The sequence below is a fragment of the Nocardia grenadensis genome (assembly GCF_050942415.1).
GTDB lineage: Bacteria > Actinomycetota > Actinomycetes > Mycobacteriales > Mycobacteriaceae > Nocardia > Nocardia grenadensis.
In genome coordinates, this window is record NZ_CP192054.1 from 1225591 (window position 1) to 1243215 (window position 17625).

Consider the following 17625-nt stretch of genomic DNA (forward strand, 5'->3'; position numbering starts at 1 on the left):
CCTGGATAAGACAGGGGAAAATGGATGCGGAGTTGGGTACTCCCCGGATGCTGTGGCGCACCGCGCCGGAGTGGCGAAGTTCTCGCGCCGTCAGGGGAGGTTTCGCCGTGGACAAGACACTGTGATAGGGATTCTGCTATGTCCGAGGCTCGTACTCCGCTGCTGTTACTCGACTCGTCCCGGGTCGGCCGGAGAAAGAGATAGGTCGGAGAAAGCAGTTGTTGCGAATCAAGGACAGTGACGTCACCGGTGGCCCGTCCGCGCCGCCTCCCGCGGCCGCGGCCCGCCCGGCCGATTACCGGCTGGATCTGGACGGCCTGCGCGGGATAGCGATCGCCCTGGTCGTCGCGTTCCACGTGTGGTACGGCAAGGTCTCCGGCGGAGTCGATATCTTCCTGGTCCTGTCGGGCTTCTTCTACACCGGCATGCTGCTGCGTCAGGTGGAACGGACCGGCGCGGTGGGACTGCGGCAGACGGCGGTGCGGACCGCCCGCAGGCTGCTGCCGGCCCTGATGGTGGTGCTTGCTCTGGTGGCGGTCGTCACTGTGCTGTACCGGCCGTATTCGACCTGGGCCAATATGTCCGGTCAGACCATCGCCACCGCCTTCTACTACCAGAACTGGTACCTGGCGCAGGCCTCCGAAAGCTATCTGGCCGCCGACCCCTCGGTGAGCCCGCTGCAGCATATGTGGTCGATGGCGGTACAGGGCCAGTTCTACCTCGCCATCGCGATACTGCTGGCGGTGCTCGGCTGGGTGTGCGTCCGGCTGGGCCGCGTCTCGGCGGTGCGGCCGGCGATCGCGGTACTGGCGCTGGTCCTGGGCACCGGCTCCTTCGTCTATGCCGCCGTGTGGTCGACCGTGTCCCAGGAATGGACCTACTACGACAGCGCCGCCCGCGCCTGGGAGTTGCTGACCGGTGCGCTGCTGGCCGCCGTGCTGCCCTGGCTGCGGATCACCGCGGGCCGGGCCGCGCGCGTCCTGCTGACGCTGCTCGCCGCCGCCGGACTCACAGCGGTGCTCGTATGCGGAATGCTCTTCGACGGCGCCCGCCAGTTCCCGGGGCCGGCCGCGTTGTTCCCGGTGGGCGCGGCGGTGGCGCTGATCGTCGCCGGTGTCCGCACCGAGAACGGCTGGCGGTCGGTCGTCTCGCGACTGCTCGCGTCCCGCCCGATGGTCGAATTGGGGTCCATCGCCTATTCGCTGTACCTGTGGCACTGGCCGCTGCTCATCTACTACCTGGTGGAGACCGGGAAACCGCATGCCGGCCTCAGCGGCGGCCTGCTGGTCATCTCGGCGTCGCTGGTGCTGGCGGTGCTGACCAACAAGTTCGTCGAGGAGCCGCTGCGGTTGCGTTCCGGACGGGCCACGGTGACCCCGGTCTGGCAGCGTCGCATCCCGGCCGTGGCGGTGAGCCTGGTAGGGGCGCTCGTTCTCGGCTCCTGCATCTCATGGCAGGTGGTGATGGCCCGCACACCCTCCGAACCGGTGGAGGCGCTACCGGTGAACGATTACCCGGGTGCGGAGGCGCTGTTCGCCGGGGCGGCCGTCCCGGTGGCGAAACTGCGTCCGTCCATCCTGGAGGCGTCCAACGATCTGCCGGCCCCCACCCGCGACGGCTGTATCTCCGACTGGTTCAACAAAGAGGTCGTGACCTGCACCTACGGCGACCCCAACGGGTCGCGGACCATCGCCATGGTCGGTAACTCGCACGCCGAGCACTGGATGCCCGCCATGGACGCGTTGGCCCAGGTGCACGACATCAAGGTCGTCGTCTATCTGAAGATGGGTTGTTCACTGAACATCCGCGACGACGCCCAGTACCGCGGCCTGGATATCTCCGATTGCCGCGACTGGTCCCGGCAGGTGATCGACCTGCTCGCGTCCGACCCGCCGGATTGGGTGTTCACCACCGCCACCGCGCCCATCTGGCCCAGCGGCGGCGACGTGGTCCCGGCCGAGTACCTGGATGTGTGGGCGGCGCTGGCCGAACGCCATCTGAATGTGCTCGCCATCCGCGACACCCCGTGGCTGCGCAGCCCGACCGGTGTTCGCTACAGCGCCGTGGATTGCCTGGCCGCCGGTGGTGACAGCGCCACCTGCGGTATGCAGCGTGCGACCGCGCTGGCACCGGTGAACCCGGCGCTGGTGCATGCCGCGGCGTTCCCGAACATGCGGCTGCTGGATCTCACCGATTCGGTGTGCGGACCGGAGATCTGCCGGGTGGTGGAAGGCAATGTGCTCGTCTATCACGACGAGCACCATCTCAGCGCGAGCTACGCCCGGACCCTCGCTCCGGAGCTGGAGCGGCAGGTCGGGGCGGCCACCGGCTGGTGGTGAGACCCGGACGCCGGTGTACTGCTCCCACCAGCTCGTCCGGTATGCGGCCTACGTGACCTGCTCGGTCACATAGGCCGCGAGGTCGGTGGGGGAGTGGAGCGATTGTCACCACGGGGCGACCGGTGGTTTCACCCAGAGCAGCTTCTCGTCGGTATGGTGCCGCGCGGCCGCCGGATGGTCGGGATGCCGCGCCGCCCATGCCGCTTTTTCGTCCAGCAGACGTGCCACCGAACGCCAGGTCTCCTCGGTGCCCGGTGGGTTGGCGCCGGCCGCCCGGGCGAGTTTGCGCCGCACCGCGGCGGCGATGCCGAGCAGTTCGGATCCCGAGATGTCCCGGTCCCACAGATAGCCGGCCAGCTGCCGCGCCTTGGCGGCCCGGCCGGCCTCCGCGGCCGGGGAGTGCGCGTAATCGGCCATGAGCAAGTGTAAAAGGTTCGCGGAATCCGGAATCAGGAGAACGGTATCCGCCTCCGCCGCCCGACGCGTGGCGGTCCGAGACGAAAATGCGCGATGCCGCCCGGATCGGACGGCATCGCGCACCCACCTCATTGTGGTTTCCCGCCGGTTCGGCGGGCTGCCGCGATCGTGCGTCGTTGCACGGCGCGGACGATCTGCGGGGGTAGCGGCCGTGGCCTGGGACGACGTTGTCCCGGGCCGGGATGTCCGGGACCCTCACCACTGGTCCCGTCATCCGGGGTTCCGCCGCGGCCGGCGCACCGTTGCGCCACCCCGCCGATCATGAAATTTTCCCGGGGTCACGTACCGGACCCATCTCCGCCGGCCGCTTCTCCCGAGAGTCGGCCTTGTCGGCCGGGGCCCGCCCCCGGTTCTGGAGCGACTGAGCGGCGGCGTTGAAGAACCGGGGTCACAGGGCCCCGGCCCGCCCCGCCGAAGGCGGGGCAGACAACTCAGTACGCGCCGTTGACGTTGTCCATGGAGCCGTAACGGTGGGCGGCGTAGTTGCAGGCCGCCGCGATATTGGAGACCGGGTTCCACACATCGAACGGGGTGCCGGGCACGTGGTACGCGGCGAAGGTGGGGTCGATCACCTGGAGCAGGCCCTTGGAGGGGATGCCCATCATGGCGTTGGAGTCCCACAGGTTGATGGCGCCCGGGTCACCCGAGGATTCCCGCAGGATGTTGCGCTTGATGCCGTCGAAACTGCCGGGGATCCCGTTCGCGGCCATGATGTCCATGGCTTCTTGAATCCAGCCGTCCAGGTTGTTGGGGTACACCGGAGCGGGCGCCGGCACGGGTGCCGCTTCGGGGGCGGGGGCCGGAGCCGGAACAGCCAGCGCTTCGGGGACCGGCGCCGGAGCCGGGATGATCTCGGCCTGCGCGGCGGGCGCGGCGATAGCGGTCGCTTCGTTGGTCACGGGGGCGGGCGCCTGCTCGGCGACCATGGCAACCCGGTTGGCGGAGCTGTCGTCGGCCATGGAGGCCGCGGAGGATGCGGTGACGGCGACGATGCCGGCCGAGGCGAGGGCGAAGCCGAAGACTTCACGTTTGGTACGACGGCGCAGGCTGGTGAAACTGTGGGAAGGCATGATCGGATTCGGTTCCTTGTCGGTCTCGGGATCCGGCCCGGTTCGGGCAGCACGGATCTTCGGTGCGGACAGGTGGCCCGCGACCGGAAAACATGACTGTGCTGTTGTCGGGTTCTTTTGTGTGACACCGAACGCAGGCCGGTCCGGGTCCGGATGGCGCATATCGCGGCTACCGAGTGGTTTCCCGGTCCGTAGCGCCCGCAGGAACTCCACACTGTGGTGAAGTCGAGTGGACTCGAGTTCGACTATCGCGATACCGTTTGTGGTTGTCGCGCCGGCGAGTTTTCGCGGTTGTTTCCAACCCTGTGTCCACAACTTCGCGGACTAGCCGAACTTCAGGTCGTTTATGACCGGATCTCAGAATGGTCACAGCAGGTGAACAGCGGGTAAACGGAGCCTGAGAAAATAATAAGTGCGATCTTGAAGCGGGAAATGAACACGTTGTATCGTCGCGACGACCTGGGGAAATGGTTCTAAACGTCTTGTGGTGCAGACCACAAAATTTCTGGTCGGTAACGGTGGATTCAGGTGCTCGTGACGGGTCCGTGATAGAAAACGGGGTGGTCGCGCCGGTGTAGGCGGGGGCGCGCGGCCCCGGCGCCGACCGGCTTTCCGATGGCGGCGTGCTCCGGGGGTGGAACGGCGCCGCGGCGAAATGGTGTGATGAGGTCCTGCAGGCCCGGCGGCCGGGTCGCCGCCGAGCCGGACCGATATCGGAAAGAGGGCCCGCGATGTACTCGACGCCGAGTTATCCGCAGCTGTTCACCCCGCTCCAGGTCGGACACACCACACTGCGCAACAGGGTGGTCATGGGATCCATGCACACCGGCCTGGAGGACCGGGCCTGGGATACGAACCGGCTGGCCGCCTACTTCGCCGAACGCGCCCGAGGTGGCGTCGGCCTGATCATCACCGGTGGTTACGCCCCCGATCGCACCGGATGGTTGTTGCCGTTCGGGGCGAAACTGACCAACCGCACCGAGGCCTACCGTCATCGGACGATCACGCGCGCGGTGCACGAGGCCGGCGGCAAGATCGCGCTGCAGATCCTGCACGCCGGGCGCTATGCCTATGTTCCCGGCAGCGTGTCCGCCTCTTCGATCAAGGCGCCGATCAATCCGTTCCGGCCCCGCGCTCTTTCCGCCCGTGGAATTCGGCGGACGATCGACGATTACGTCCGGTGCGCAGAACTGGCCCGTTTCGCAGGATACGACGGGGTCGAAATAATGGGTGGGGAGGGTTATTTCATAAATCAATTCCTCGCCCCGCGTACGAATAAACGAACCGATCGCTGGGGCGGTTCCGCCGAGAATCGCCGGCGGCTCGCGGTGGAGATCGTCCGGCGCACTCGAGCGGCGGTCGGGACAGATTTTCTGATCGTGTTCCGTTTGTCGATGGCGGAATTGGTGGAGGACGGGCAGACATTCGACGAGATCCGCGCGCTCGCCCGGGAATTGGAGAGTGCGGGCGTCGATATTCTCAATACGGATATCGGCTGGCACGAAGCGCGAGTGCCCACGATCGTGACATCGGTGCCGCGCGCGGCCTTCGTCGACTTCACCGCGAAGATCACCGCGGCGGTGGGGATCCCGGTATGCGCGTCGAACCGCATCAATATGCCCGAGATCGCCGAGGAGATCCTGACCCGCGGCGACGCCCAGCTCATCTCCATGGCCAGGCCACTGCTGGCCGACCCGGAATGGGCCGACAAGGCCGCGACCGGCCGCACCGATGAGATCAATACCTGTATCGCCTGCAACCAGGCATGTCTCGATCACGCCTTCCGGCACCGTACGGTGTCATGCCTGCTGAACCCACGGGCCGGGCGGGAAACCGAGCTCATCCTGCTGCCCACCCGGCGCGCCAAGAGCATCGCGGTGGTCGGGGCCGGGCCGGCCGGACTCTCGGCGGCGGTGAACCTGGCCGAGCGTGGCCACCGGGTGGACCTGTTCGAGGCACTCGACCGGATCGGCGGCCAGTTCGATATCGCGCGCCGGATTCCGGGCAAGGAGGAGTTCGACGAGTCCATCCGCTATTTCACCCGGAAACTGAAACTCACCGGTGTGCAGGTGCATTTGAACACCCGGGTCACCGCGGCCGCACTGATCGACCGACGATACGACGAGATCGTGCTGGCGACGGGGGTCCGGCCCCGCATCCCCGATATCCCGGGGATCGACCATCCGATGGTGCTCTCCTACGCGGAACTGGTGCGGGACGGCAGACCGGTGGGCGAGCGGGTCGCGGTGATCGGGGCGGGCGGAATCGGTTTCGATGTGAGCGAATACCTGGTCGTGGACGGGCATCCCACGCTGAAACCGGACGAGTGGCGCGCGGAGTGGGGGGTCGATACCGACGACGAACAGCTACCCGGGCAGCTGCGTGCCGCGCGCCCGGCGACCGCGGCCCGCGAGGTCGTGCTGTTGCAGCGCAAGGACACGGCCTTCGGAAAAGGGCTCGGTAAGACGAGCGGCTGGGTCCATCGGGCGGCGCTGAGAGCCAAAGGGGTCGAGCAGATCGGCGGGGTGAACTACGAGCGTATCGACGACGAGGGGCTGCACATCAGTTTCGGTCCGAAGCGCGAGCGGCCCCGGGTGATCCCGGTCGACAATGTGATTGTCTGCGCCGGCCAGGAATCGGTGCGTGAGCTCGAATCGGAACTCACCGCCGCGGGGGTGCCGACACATCTGATCGGCGGTGCGGAACTGGCCGCCGAGCTCGACGCGAAGCGGGCGATCGAGCAGGGCACCCGGCTGGCCGCGCGGTTGTGAGGGCCACTCGATAATCGCTTCTCCGGCCCGGGGTGCGGCGGTAGGGTGGCGGCTTTGTGTCCGCGCCAAGCAGGGGGGTGACCGTGTCGGCCACTGTGGGCGATCTCCGGGGCACCGCCGGTGTCTACCGGCGGCTCCTGGTGGCGGGGTTCCGCCGACAGTGGCGGTACAAACTGGCCATGCTCGGTGGGCTGTTCACCAACTGTGTGTTCGGTTTCGTCCGCGCCTCGGTGATGATCGCCGCCATCGACGCCACCGGTGGGTTCGCCGGATACGACGCGGGCACGATCGGCGCCTACGTCTGGATCTCCCAGGGGCTGCTCGGCGCGCTGCAGTTCATGGCCGCCGAACTGGAACTGGCCGAACGGATCCGCAACGGTGATATCGCCATCGACTTCCTGCGGCCGGTCGATGTGCAGCTGGGTAATCTCGCCGCCGACCTCGGCCGGGCGCTGTGCACATTGCTTCCGCGGGGGATACCGAGCCTGCTGGTCGGCGCGCTCACCTTCGGGCTGGTGTTACCCCGCACCCCCGAGTCCTATCTTCTCGGGCTGCTCAGTGTCGTTCTCGCCGCGGCCATCTCGTTCCTGTCCCTGTTCGTGCTCACCACCGCCGGATTCTGGGTCGTGGAGACCCGGGGACTGCGGACGCTTTATCAGGTCGGCGGCCCGTTCCTCGCCGGACTGTTCGTCCCGGTGCATGTCTTCCCGGACTGGCTGCGCGGTATCGCCGAGTGCACGCCGTTCCCCTCGATGTTGCAGGTGCCGGTGGATGTGCTGTCCGGCCGGGTGGTGGGCTGGGACGCGGCGCAACTGGTGGGCACACAGGTCTGCTGGCTGCTGGTCGTCCTGGCGGCGGGCCGGATGCTGCTGGCCGCGGGCCGGCGGAAACTGGAGGTGCAGGGTGGTTGAGACCGCCGTCCACCCACCGGCGAATCGGCGCGTGCCCGCCGGCGACCGATTCGCCCCCTACGCGGCGGTGTTGCGGTCCCGGATCCGGGCACAGCGCACCTACCGTCTGTCCTTCGCCGGCGATATGGCCGGGGCGACCATGGTCGGGCTGGCCGAATTCGCCGAGGTATGGCTGATCTTCCATCAGGCCAAGGTGCTGGGCGGTCTGGACCTGGACGCCGCGCTGCTGCTGTTCGGGCTGAGCAATCTGGCCTTCGCGCTGGCCCAGCTGGTGTTCGGGCACCTGGACAAACTGCCGAATCTCATCCGCCTCGGCCAACTCGACATCTACCACCTGCGCCCTCAGCCGGTACTGCTGCAATTGATCACCAGCGATTTCTCCTTACGCCGTCTGGCCCGGGCCACGGTCGCGCTGGTGGTGCTGATCGTCGGACTGGTACGCAACGAGATCGATTGGTCGGCGGCCTCCGTGGCGCTGATCGCACTGACGGTGGTGAGCGGTACCGTCCTGTTCGGCGGGCTGTTCGTGGTGGCCGCGGGCTGTCAGTTCTTTCTCATCGACGGGGCGGAGATGACCAACAGCTTCACCTACGGTGGATCCTTCGCGGCGACGCAGCCCGCGTCGATCTTTCCCACACCGTTGAAACTGCTGTTCTGCGTCGCGATACCGGTGGCGTTCACCGCCTACTTCCCGACCCTGGCACTACTGGATCTCCCCGGCCCCGCCGGAATACCGGCCTGGCTCGCCTGGTGCGCGCCGCTCGCGGCGGCATGGGCGTGGGTGCTGGCGTGGGTGATGTGGCGGATCGGGACGAGGCACTATCAGAGCGGCGGTGGCTGAGATGGGATACGGCGGCACAAAGAGCGATACGATCATTGAGGTCGACCGGCTGACCCGGTGTTTCACTCGCCGGATCGGGAAGGGGCTGCGCGCACGGCGCGAGGTGGTCACCGCGGTCGATGCCATGACCTTCCGGGTCGAGCGGGGCGCGGCGGTCGGCTATATCGGCGCCAACGGCGCCGGCAAGTCGACCACGATCAAAATGCTCACCGGCATCCTGGTGCCGACCTCCGGTTCGGTGCGCACCTGCGGGCTGGAACCCATTCGGCAGCGCCGGGAACTGGCGAGCCGGATCGGCGTCGTATTCGGGCAGCGTTCCCAGTTGTGGTGGGATCTGCCGCTGCGAGAATCGTTCACGATCCTGGCCGCGATCCACCGGCTCGAGCCCGCGGCCGGGCAGGCGCGCACCGCGGAGCTGGTCGACCAGCTGGAAATGGCCGATACGCTCGATACGCCGGTCCGGCAGTTGTCGCTGGGACAGCGGATGCGTGCCGAGGTCGCCGCGGCACTGTTGCACAGTCCGGAATTGATCATTCTCGACGAGCCCACCATCGGGCTGGATGTGCTCTCCAAACAGCGCCTGCGTGAATTTCTGCGGGCCGAACGCGCCCAACGCGGCACCAGCCTCATGCTGACCACCCACGATATGGGCGATATCGAGCGGCTCTGCGACCGGGTGCTGGTGGTGGATCACGGGCGATTGGCCTACGACGGCTCGCTACCCGGACTCGGGGCGACGGTGGGCGCGCAACGGGTGCTGGTTGTCGACCTCGCCGTACCCGCACCGGCCCTCGACGGCCTCGCGGGCGCCGACCTGGTCTCGCTCGAGGCGGAGGGTATGCGGCAGCGGCTGGCCTTCGACGCCGAGACGACCACCGCCGCGCAGTTGCTGGCCGAGGTGTCGGCTCGGGCCGAGGTGCGCGACCTCTCGATCGAGGAACCCGATATCGAGGATATCGTGCGGCGGCTCTACGAAACTGCCCGCTGAAAAGCGAGGTGCCGGGCCCCGACGGGACCCGGCACCGGCATGTCACCTACGAGCGTCACATCGCGGCATTGCCCGTTTTCCATTCCGCCCACGGGATGTTCCAGTCACCCAACCCGTCCGTACCGGGCAGGACCGGGCCGACCGTATTCGTCACGATGGCGATATCACCACGTTTGGCGGTGTTGTAGACCCATCGGGCGTCCTCGGGGCTGAGGTTGAGGCACCCGTGGCTGGTGTTGGTATTGCCCTGTGCGCCCAACGACCACGGCGCCGAGTGGAAGAAGATCCCGCTGTAGGACATCCGGGTGGCCCAGTCGACATCGGTGCGGTACCCGTCGGGCGAGTTCACCGCGACGCCGTAGGTGGAGGAGTCCATGACGATATGCTCATGCCGGTCGGCCAGGATGTACACCCCGTTGTTGGTGGGCGTGTCGTCCTTACCCATCGAGGTCGGCATGGTGCGGATGACCTGGCCGTTCTTCTCGACGGTGACCATCTTCGTATTGTCGTCGGCCTTGAAGACCACCGCGTCGCCGATGACGAAGTTCGAGTGGATGTCGTCCTGGCCGTAGAGCCCGTTGCCCAGATCCTTGCCGTAGACGTTCACATCGATCGTCACCTTGGTGCCCGCATTCCAGAAATGCTCGGGCCGCCACCGGACCTCACGATTGTTCACCCAGTAGAAGGCGCCCTCGACCGGCGGATCGGTCTTGATGGTGATGGCGTCCTGCGCGGCCTTGCGGTCGGGGATGTTCTCGTCGAACTGGACCGCCACCGGCTGACCTATACCGACCACTTCGCCCTCGCCGGGCACCAGGTACGGCTTGGTGACATTGCCGGGCGCGGTTGTGGTGAAACTCATACCGGCGGTGGACGCGCCACCCAGGCCGTTGGCCCGGGCCTGCAGGCGGTATGTCTTGCTGTAGCCGAGGGGCTCGGTGGTGGACCAGCTGCGGCCGTCGGCGGCCAGCTGCCCGGCCACCGGCTGATCGTCGGGGTTGAGCAGGGCTACTTCGGTGAACAGGCCGTCGGTGATCTCGAACTTCATCCCCTCGGCCGGTGAGACGCCGATATCCCCGTCCTTGACCGGGGCCACGAGCTTGGGTTTGATGAGCTCTGTGAGGGGGTTGCGATCGATGGCGACGGTCCCGTCCGACGCCCCCGACGAGGAACAACCGGTCAGCGCCAGTACGACGAGCGCGACGAGCGCCAGCGGTCCGAAGAGCCAGCGGACCGGCCTGCGCCGATCACCAATATGCATATCAACCCCGTTTCAAGTCTCGGCGCACCCGCTACGCGCCGACGGCTTCGGATCCGACCGATCACCTGCTCACCTCGACCCACGGCAGCGGGATCGGTCGAGACCACGTTCATCATTCTGCCAGCCGCGCCGAGGTGATCCCAACCGCCACGATCACTTCCGGCGTCACGGCCCAACTACACATAGAGTTCCGGGCGCCGATCGTTACGGTGTCGGCCGGCTCACACCCGCCCGACGGGATATCGATTTCACTTCTGCGGCCCGAGCCTGTTAATGTCTGTCCCGCACCGCACAGCGGAGCACGCGCCATTAGCTCAATTGGCAGAGCAGCTGACTCTTAATCAGCGGGTTCGGGGTTCGAGTCCCTGATGGCGCACTTCGAGTCGAAAGACATTCTCCGACTATAGGGTTTGCGCTCCGTGTCCGTACATTCGACGGACCCAGACGTGATCAACCCGCTACCTCACCGTATTTCGACCGTGGCTGCGGCCCGGTCACCGGCCCGTCGGCGGTACCCCGGCCGGTGCGCCGCGGATCCATTAGGGTGCGCGGTATGAGCGAGGCGGACGCGCGGGTGGGGCGCGGGCAGGTGGTCGCATGGGGGCTGTGGGACTGGGGGTCGGCCGCGTTCAACGCCGTGATCACCACCTTCGTTTTCGCGGTGTACCTCACCGACAGTGTCGGGGAGGATCTGCCGGGTGATGTCTCCGCCAGCGCCTGGCTGGGGTGGGCGCTGGGACTCGCCGGACTGGTCGTCGCACTGACCGCACCGGTCACCGGTCAGCGTTTCGATGCGACCGCGAATCGTAAACGTTCGCTCGGCATCATGACCGCTGTCGTCGTGGTCCTGACAGCGGCGATGTTCTTCGTCCGGGATCAGTACTCCTACCTGTGGCTCGGCCTGGTGTTGCTCGCCCTGGGGTCGGTGTTCCTCGAACTCGCGACCGTGCCCTACAACGCGATGCTGCGTCAGGTCTCGACTCCGGCCATGCTGGGCCGGGTGTCCGGATTCGGCTGGGCCATGGGCTACTTCGGCGGCATCTTCCTGCTGTTGATCTGTTATTTCGGGTTCATCGTCGGCGACGGCCCGGAACGGGGGCTGCTGGGGGTGAGCACCGAGGGCGGGCTGAACATCCGGCTGGTCGTGCTCCTGGCCGCCGTCTGGTTCGGTGTGTTCGCGCTGCCGGTGCTGTTCGCGGTGCCGGAGGTGCCGCGCACCCGGGCCGATCCCGGGGCGGCGAGCGCGGGACTGCTCGGCTCCTACCGGGTGCTGTGGCGCGATCTGAAAGAACTGTGGGCGCTCGATCGCACCGTTATCTGGTTCCTGCTGGCCAGCGCGATCTTCCGGGACGGCCTGGCCGGTGTCTTCGCGTTCGGCGCGGTGCTGGCCGTGCAGGTGTACGGGATCAGCGAATCCGATGTGCTGCTCTTCGGTATCGCGGCCAATGTGGTCGCCGCGCTCGGGGCGGTCGTGGCCGGCCGGTTCGACGATAGGGTCGGGCCGAAGCGGGTGATCGCGGTATCGCTGCTGTCGGCTGTGGTGTGCGGCGCGGTGCTGCTGGTGGTGTCGGGCGTCGTGATGTTCTGGATCTTCGGCCTGGCGCTGACTTTGTTCGTCGGCCCGGCGCAGGCGTCGGCGCGGTCCTTCCTCACCCGGCTGACACCGCCCGGGCGGGAGGGTCAGTTGTTCGGTCTCTACACCACGACCGGGCGGGCCGCCTCGTTCCTCGCACCCACCCTGTTCGGCCTGTTCGTCTGGGGTTTCGGGACGGACCGGGCCGGTATCGGCGGGCTGCTGGTGGTGCTGGGAGCGGGGCTCGTGGCCCTGCTGTTCGTACCGTCACCGAACGCTTCGGGCAGTAAGGAGCCGGTGCAGGCACCGGCGGCCTGACGCGGGCCCGGCGGCGCGCGCTCAGGGTTTCCAGGCGCCCATACCGAGGGCGATGAGCCGGATCTGCTGGATGGTGCGGTCGATCACCGGTTGTTCCGCGCGCGCGGTGGCGCCCACATAGTCGGCGATCCCGTCGATCACGGTGGATACCAGCAGGTCGGCGGCGACCTCCAGATCGCCCGGTGACCAGTCGTCCAGGGCCGGGACGCGGGATAGATCCGCCACCAGCTCGCGCACGATCAGTTGTAGTTCGAGCGCGATGGCCGAACGCAGCGCCGGGCTCCCGCCGCGCTGCTCCCGGATCAGGAAGCCGTACAGCTCCCGCTTCTGGGCGACTTCACCGAAGACGAACCGCACCGTTTCCGAGAGCCGGGCATCGGGGGTGCGGCGCAGCTGCCGCAGAGCCAGCCGTAATGCCTGAACGCCCTCGTCCACCAGGGTGGCGCCCAGGTCGTCCAGGGAGTCGAAATGCCGGTAGAAGGCGGTGGGGACGATTCCGGCGGAGCGGGCGATCTCGCGCAGGCTCAGCGCACCGAAACCGCGTTCGGCGGCCAGTGCCAGCGTGCCGGCGAGCAGGGCCTGCCGGGTGCGCTCTTTGCGTTCGACGCGGCTTGCTCCCTGATCGGTCATTTCAGTGAGCATACAGCCGTTCACCATTCCCTCATCTCCCTCTTGTCGCCCGCGTCACACCTATTACTGGTTGACAGTTCCCGCGGGGTATCCGGCACACTGGTTGAGTGTACAGGCGTACACCGAAACAAGTTCGAACTCGTGACACGACCGACAGACAGGGATGGAGAACTCCCATGGTGGCCCTCCTCGATCTGGTGCAGACCCTGACCACGCCACATCCGGTGGACCGGTATCTGGAACTGGTACGCCCGATGCTGACCGTCCGCGATATGCGGGCCCGCGTCGTCGACGTGGACCGCTCGGTTCCCGGAACGATCTCGCTGGGTCTGCGCCCGACCCGGCAGTGGGACGGGCTGCGCGCGGGCCAGTTCCTGCAGCTGGGTGTGGTGATCGACGGAGTCCGCCACCTGCGCTGCTATTCGCCGGTGAACTCCCAGCACGATCGCCGCCGCCGCCTCGACCTGACCCTCCGGGTGCATCCACACGGTCTGGTGTCGCGGTACCTGCACGAACACGCGCGCCCCGGCATGATCGTGGATCTCGAACCGGCCTCCGGCGTCTTCCATCTGCCGGACCAGCGGCCCGAGCGGGTCCTGCTGATCAGCGGCGGGAGCGGGATCACGCCGGTGCTGTCCATGCTGCGCACCCTCGTCGACGAGAAATACCCCGGTGAGGTCGTCTTCCTGCACTACGCGCGCTCGCCGGAGCTGGTGCCCCACCGCGCGGAACTGGCCGAAATCGCTGCCGCTCACCCGAATATCGCGGTCGAGTTGCATTATCCGGAACGCGACGGCCGGGGTTTCGATCACGACGAACTCGCGCGGGTGGCACCGTGGTTCGCCGACGCGCAGACCTACCTGTGTGGTCCGCCGCCGCTGATGGACTCGGTGCGTGCGGTCTACACGGACGCGGACCTGAGTGAACGTCTGCACACCGAAGAGTTCGTCGCCACCGCCGCGCCCGTGGACGACGCGGACGTGGAAGGGGCCACGACCTTCTCCGCCAGCGGCGTCACCGCGGAGAACACCGGGTCGTCCCTGCTGGAGCAGGCCGAGGGCGCCGGCCTCAGCCCGGAATTCGGCTGCCGGATGGGCATCTGCTTCTCCTGCACCTCGGTCCGGCGCAGCGGCTGCACCCGCAACCTGCGCACCGGGGAGCTGGAATCCGACCCCGACCAGCCGATCCAACTCTGCGTCCAGGCCGCCGTCGGCGACGTGGACATCGAAATCTGACATCGAGAAGGGGAGAAACAGATGACCATCCTCACCGAGACCAAAGACGGACCGCTGGTCCTCTCGCCCGATCAGGTCGAGGAGATCGGCCGCACTCTCGACGAACTGCGCGACCGTATCGTCGCCGATCTGGGCGAGCGCGACCGCGGGTACATCTACGACATCATCAGGGCTCAGCGCGGATTCGAGATCGCCGGGCGCGGCCTGATGTACCTGGGGTTCCTGCCCCCGTTCTGGCTGGCCGCCGTGGCCGCGCTCAGTGTGTCGAAGATCCTCGACAATATGGAGATCGGCCACAACGTGATGCACGGCCAGTACGACTGGATGCGTGAGCCGGGCCTGAACTCGCGGGTCTTCGAATGGGATACCGTCTGCCCGGCGGACCAGTGGAAGCATTCGCACAACTACATGCACCACACCTATACGAACATCCACGGCCGGGACCGCGATATCGGCTACGGCGTGCTGCGGATCGACGAGGGGCAGGACTGGAACCCGTACTACCTGGGCAACCCGCTCTACGCGTTCCTGCTGATGGTCTTCTTCGAGTGGGGCGTGATGCTGCACGACCTCGAAGCGGACAACATCGTCAAGGGCAAGCGCAGCTGGTCCGACCTGAAACCGCTGATCAAAGGGCAGCTTCGTAAATCGGGCCGGCAGGTCCTCAAGGACTACGTGGCCTTCCCACTGCTGACCGGTCCGCTGTTCCTGTCCACGCTCGCCGGGAATGCGACGGCGAACCTGGTGCGCAACCTGTGGGCGTACTCGATCATCTTCTGCGGGCATTTCCCCTCCGGTGTGCAGACATTCACCGAAGAGGAGACCGCCGAGGAGACCCGCGGCGAATGGTACGTGCGGCAGATGCTCGGCTCGGCCAATATCTCCGGCAGTCCGCTCTTCCATATCATGTCCGGCAATCTGTCCCACCAGATCGAGCACCACCTTTTCCCGGATCTGCCGGCCAACCGGTATCCCGAGATCGCCCCGGAGGTGCGCGCGCTGTGCGAGAAATTCGGGCTCCCCTACAACACGGGGCCGCTGGGCAAGCAGATCGGTTCGGTGTGGGCCAAAATCTTCCAACTGGCGCTGCCGCCGCGGTTGACGGAGTCCCGGATCGCCCGCTTCCTGCCCGCTGCGCTGCGGAAACAGCCCACTTCCGGTGTTATCGTGATGCGTCAGCAGAGTCCTACCGAAGCGGGCGTGTGATGATCGGCAAATTCGAGTCCAACAAGGATCTCATCCAGGAACTCACCACGTCGGGGGCGCGCCGGGTCGGCAATATCGCGAGCATCATCACCGGCACCGTCTCGGAGGTGACCCGGGAGGTCGGGGAATGGATCACCGACGTCATCGAGATGAACGAGGCCGCCGCCGCGGCCAAACGCGACGCTGCCGCCGAGCATGCCGCCGCGGCCGAGGCGAGCAAGGACGCCGATGATACTCATGAGGCGGGGGTGGGCCGGGACTCGGCGGGCACCCCGCCGGTCCGGGAGACCGGCGTCGTCCTGGACGCCGATATCGTCGATGCCGAGACCGTCGATCCCGGCGCCTCCGGCAAACGACACTGATCCGATCCGGAAACCGCTCGGTGGGCCAGGTCACACCGAGCGGTTATCCATGGGCTAACCTCGGCTCGTGCCCGCCTATGTCTCCTCGCCGGAACTGACCTTCGGTTTCCTGTTCGCGCTGGAGGATCCCGAGCGGATCGCGGAGATGGTACGCGACCTGATGGAACGCAAAACCGTCTCGGTCTTCCGGCTGGCCAGGCTGTCCGACGACGACGGGCCGCCGGAACGATATGTCGTGAACTGGGCGGCCATTCCGCAGATCTCCATCACCACCACCGCGCCCGACCCGGCCGAATTGAGGGCAGACCAGGTGATGCTGGTCAACGCGTTCCTTGGTGACGCGGGCGAGATCCGGCTGTACTCGCAGGGGAGTGCGCCGCAGTAACCGTCCACCACTGCGTGAGATCCCCGTGACTGGTGGTGACCCGCCGTTATCGAACTGTAGCCTTGTCCGGGGGACCTGCACGAGCGATGGGTAACAAGGAGTGGGCGCGGTGGAGAACGTGATACGGCTGCTGATCGTATTCGGGGTCACACTGGCAGTGACGATCGTCCTCGGCTGGGCAATCGACCGCGGCCTTCGATACTGGTCGGCCCGGCATCCGAAGACCGCCATCCCGGGTCTGCTACGGCGGATCCAATTGCCGCTCCAGTTGTTCCTCGGCTTCGCCGCACTCCGGATCACCTACCCGCTGGCCGATCTGAATCTGCGCCAGGACACGGTGATCCTCAGTGTGCTGGCCTCCATGGTCACCATGTCGTCGGTCTGGCTGGTGGTGCGGATAGTCGACGCGGTGGCCGACGGGCTGTTGAACAGCTACTCCCGCCGGGCCCGTGATCCTCGCCGGGTACGGCAGCTGAACACCCAGTTCACGCTGATCCGCCGGATCACGACCGCGTTGCTCGCGGTGGCGACGGCGGCGATCGCCATGCTGGTCATGTTCCCCGGGCTGCGTGTGCTGGGCACCTCGCTGCTCGCCTCCGCCGGCATCATCGGCATCATCGCCGGTGTGGCAGCCCAATCCACGCTCAGCAACCTCATGGCGGGCCTGCAGATCGCCTTCGGTGATTCGGTGAAGATCGGCGATACGGTTGTCGTCGAGGGGGAGATGGGCACCGTCGAGGAGATCACCCTGTCCTTCCTCACCGTCCGGATCTGGGACGACCGCCGGCTCACCATGCCGGTCTCGTACTTCAACAGCAAGCCGTACGAGAACTGGTCGCGTGGCGGCCCGCAGATGACCGGCACCGTATTCCTCTACCTGGACCACAGCGCCCCCGTGGCCGAGCTGCGTGAGCATCTCTACGAATACCTGAGCGAGCACCCCGATTGGGACGGCCGCAGCTGGAACCTCCTGGTCACCGACAGCACCCCCACCGGTATCGAGGTCCGGGCATCGATGACCGGGCGTGATTCGGACGCGGTGTGGTCGTTGCGCTGTGCCGTCCGTGAGGAGCTGATCAGCTGGCTGAACGGTCAGCATCCGGGCGCACTGCCGCGCCTGGCCGCGCTGGACGGATTCGAGAAGACGCCGGTCAGGTAGGCCGCGTGGGGCCGACCGGGCCGAGTGGCCGATTGATCTCGATGCCATGTCGGTACGGCGGGGATTAAGACGAAAATGTGTGTGATAGCTCACAATCGA

The 17625-nt window shown here is 66.8% G+C and carries 15 protein-coding genes and 1 tRNA gene; 12 read left to right on the forward strand and 4 right to left on the reverse strand.

Annotation, left to right across the window (positions count from 1 at the left end):
- Positions 1-221: 221 nt before the first annotated feature.
- Positions 222-2339, forward strand: a complete 2118-nt coding sequence (locus tag ACQPYS_RS05480; RefSeq protein WP_433491866.1) for an acyltransferase family protein — start codon at positions 222-224, stop codon at positions 2337-2339.
- Between the two features lie 105 nt (positions 2340-2444).
- On the opposite strand, the gene ACQPYS_RS05485 is transcribed toward ACQPYS_RS05480, so the two are convergent.
- Complete coding sequence (locus tag ACQPYS_RS05485; protein WP_063041294.1) at positions 2445-2756, reverse strand: hypothetical protein; 312 nt, start codon at positions 2754-2756, stop codon at positions 2445-2447.
- A 491-nt stretch (positions 2757-3247) separates the two neighbouring features.
- Entirely contained in the window at positions 3248-3886 is a 639-nt protein-coding gene (locus tag ACQPYS_RS05490; protein ID WP_063041338.1) for a transglycosylase SLT domain-containing protein, read from the reverse strand.
- Positions 3887-4617: 731 nt separating this feature from the next.
- On the opposite strand from ACQPYS_RS05490, the gene ACQPYS_RS05495 reads away from it, so the two are divergent.
- The 4 genes from ACQPYS_RS05495 to ACQPYS_RS05510 all read left to right on the forward strand — a co-directional run bounded on the left by ACQPYS_RS05495 (position 4618) and on the right by ACQPYS_RS05510 (position 9397).
- Positions 4618-6657, forward strand: a complete 2040-nt coding sequence (locus ACQPYS_RS05495; RefSeq protein ID WP_433491867.1) for an FAD-dependent oxidoreductase — start codon at positions 4618-4620, stop codon at positions 6655-6657.
- A gap of 77 nt (positions 6658-6734) precedes the next feature.
- Positions 6735-7568 carry an ABC transporter permease gene (locus ACQPYS_RS05500; RefSeq protein WP_433491868.1) on the forward strand — a complete coding sequence of 278 codons (834 nt, stop codon included), beginning with the start codon at positions 6735-6737 and terminating at the stop codon, positions 7566-7568.
- Positions 7561-8409: an ABC transporter permease gene (locus tag ACQPYS_RS05505; RefSeq protein WP_433491869.1), complete on the forward strand. Its 849-nt coding sequence runs from the start codon at positions 7561-7563 to the stop codon at positions 8407-8409. Before ACQPYS_RS05500 ends, ACQPYS_RS05505 begins: the two co-directional genes overlap by 8 nt.
- Before the next feature lies 1 nt (position 8410).
- Positions 8411-9397 carry an ABC transporter ATP-binding protein gene (locus tag ACQPYS_RS05510; protein ID WP_433492974.1) on the forward strand — a complete coding sequence of 329 codons (987 nt, stop codon included), beginning with the start codon at positions 8411-8413 and terminating at the stop codon, positions 9395-9397.
- 55 nt (positions 9398-9452) lie between these two features.
- Here the strand turns inward: ACQPYS_RS05510 and ACQPYS_RS05515 are convergent, their stop codons facing one another.
- Positions 9453-10658: a L,D-transpeptidase gene (locus ACQPYS_RS05515; RefSeq protein WP_063041304.1), complete on the reverse strand. Its 1206-nt coding sequence runs from the start codon at positions 10656-10658 to the stop codon at positions 9453-9455.
- Positions 10659-10961: 303 nt separating this feature from the next.
- Here ACQPYS_RS05515 and ACQPYS_RS05520 point away from each other — a divergent pair.
- Both ACQPYS_RS05520 and ACQPYS_RS05525 read left to right on the forward strand, forming a co-directional pair.
- Positions 10962-11034 (forward strand) — tRNA-Lys (locus ACQPYS_RS05520).
- 177 nt (positions 11035-11211) lie between these two features.
- Positions 11212-12549: an MFS transporter gene (locus ACQPYS_RS05525; RefSeq protein WP_433491870.1), complete on the forward strand. Its 1338-nt coding sequence runs from the start codon at positions 11212-11214 to the stop codon at positions 12547-12549.
- A gap of 21 nt (positions 12550-12570) precedes the next feature.
- Here ACQPYS_RS05525 and ACQPYS_RS05530 read toward each other — a convergent pair whose 3' ends face one another.
- The gene (locus tag ACQPYS_RS05530; protein ID WP_245664782.1) at positions 12571-13179 is read right to left on the reverse strand and encodes a TetR family transcriptional regulator; all 609 of its coding nucleotides are present in this window, start codon (positions 13177-13179) and stop codon (positions 12571-12573) included.
- Between the two features lie 176 nt (positions 13180-13355).
- On the opposite strand from ACQPYS_RS05530, the gene ACQPYS_RS05535 reads away from it, so the two are divergent.
- The 5 genes from ACQPYS_RS05535 (at position 13356) to ACQPYS_RS05555 (ending at position 17526) form a co-directional block, all read left to right on the forward strand.
- Positions 13356-14414, forward strand: coding sequence for a ferredoxin reductase (locus tag ACQPYS_RS05535; RefSeq protein WP_433491871.1), 1059 nt, complete (start codon positions 13356-13358; stop codon positions 14412-14414).
- Positions 14415-14435: 21 nt separating this feature from the next.
- Positions 14436-15620 carry a fatty acid desaturase family protein gene (locus tag ACQPYS_RS05540; protein ID WP_433491872.1) on the forward strand — a complete coding sequence of 395 codons (1185 nt, stop codon included), beginning with the start codon at positions 14436-14438 and terminating at the stop codon, positions 15618-15620.
- Positions 15620-15982 carry a hypothetical protein gene (locus ACQPYS_RS05545; RefSeq protein ID WP_433491873.1) on the forward strand — a complete coding sequence of 121 codons (363 nt, stop codon included), beginning with the start codon at positions 15620-15622 and terminating at the stop codon, positions 15980-15982. The genes ACQPYS_RS05540 and ACQPYS_RS05545 overlap by 1 nt, the downstream gene beginning before the upstream one ends.
- Positions 15983-16049: 67 nt before the next feature.
- A complete protein-coding gene (locus ACQPYS_RS05550) occupies positions 16050-16367 on the forward strand; it encodes a hypothetical protein (protein ID WP_063041316.1) in 318 nt (105 codons plus the stop codon).
- 109 nt (positions 16368-16476) lie between these two features.
- Positions 16477-17526, forward strand: a complete 1050-nt coding sequence (locus ACQPYS_RS05555) for a mechanosensitive ion channel family protein (RefSeq protein ID WP_063041340.1) — start codon at positions 16477-16479, stop codon at positions 17524-17526.
- Positions 17527-17625 lie beyond the last annotated feature (99 nt).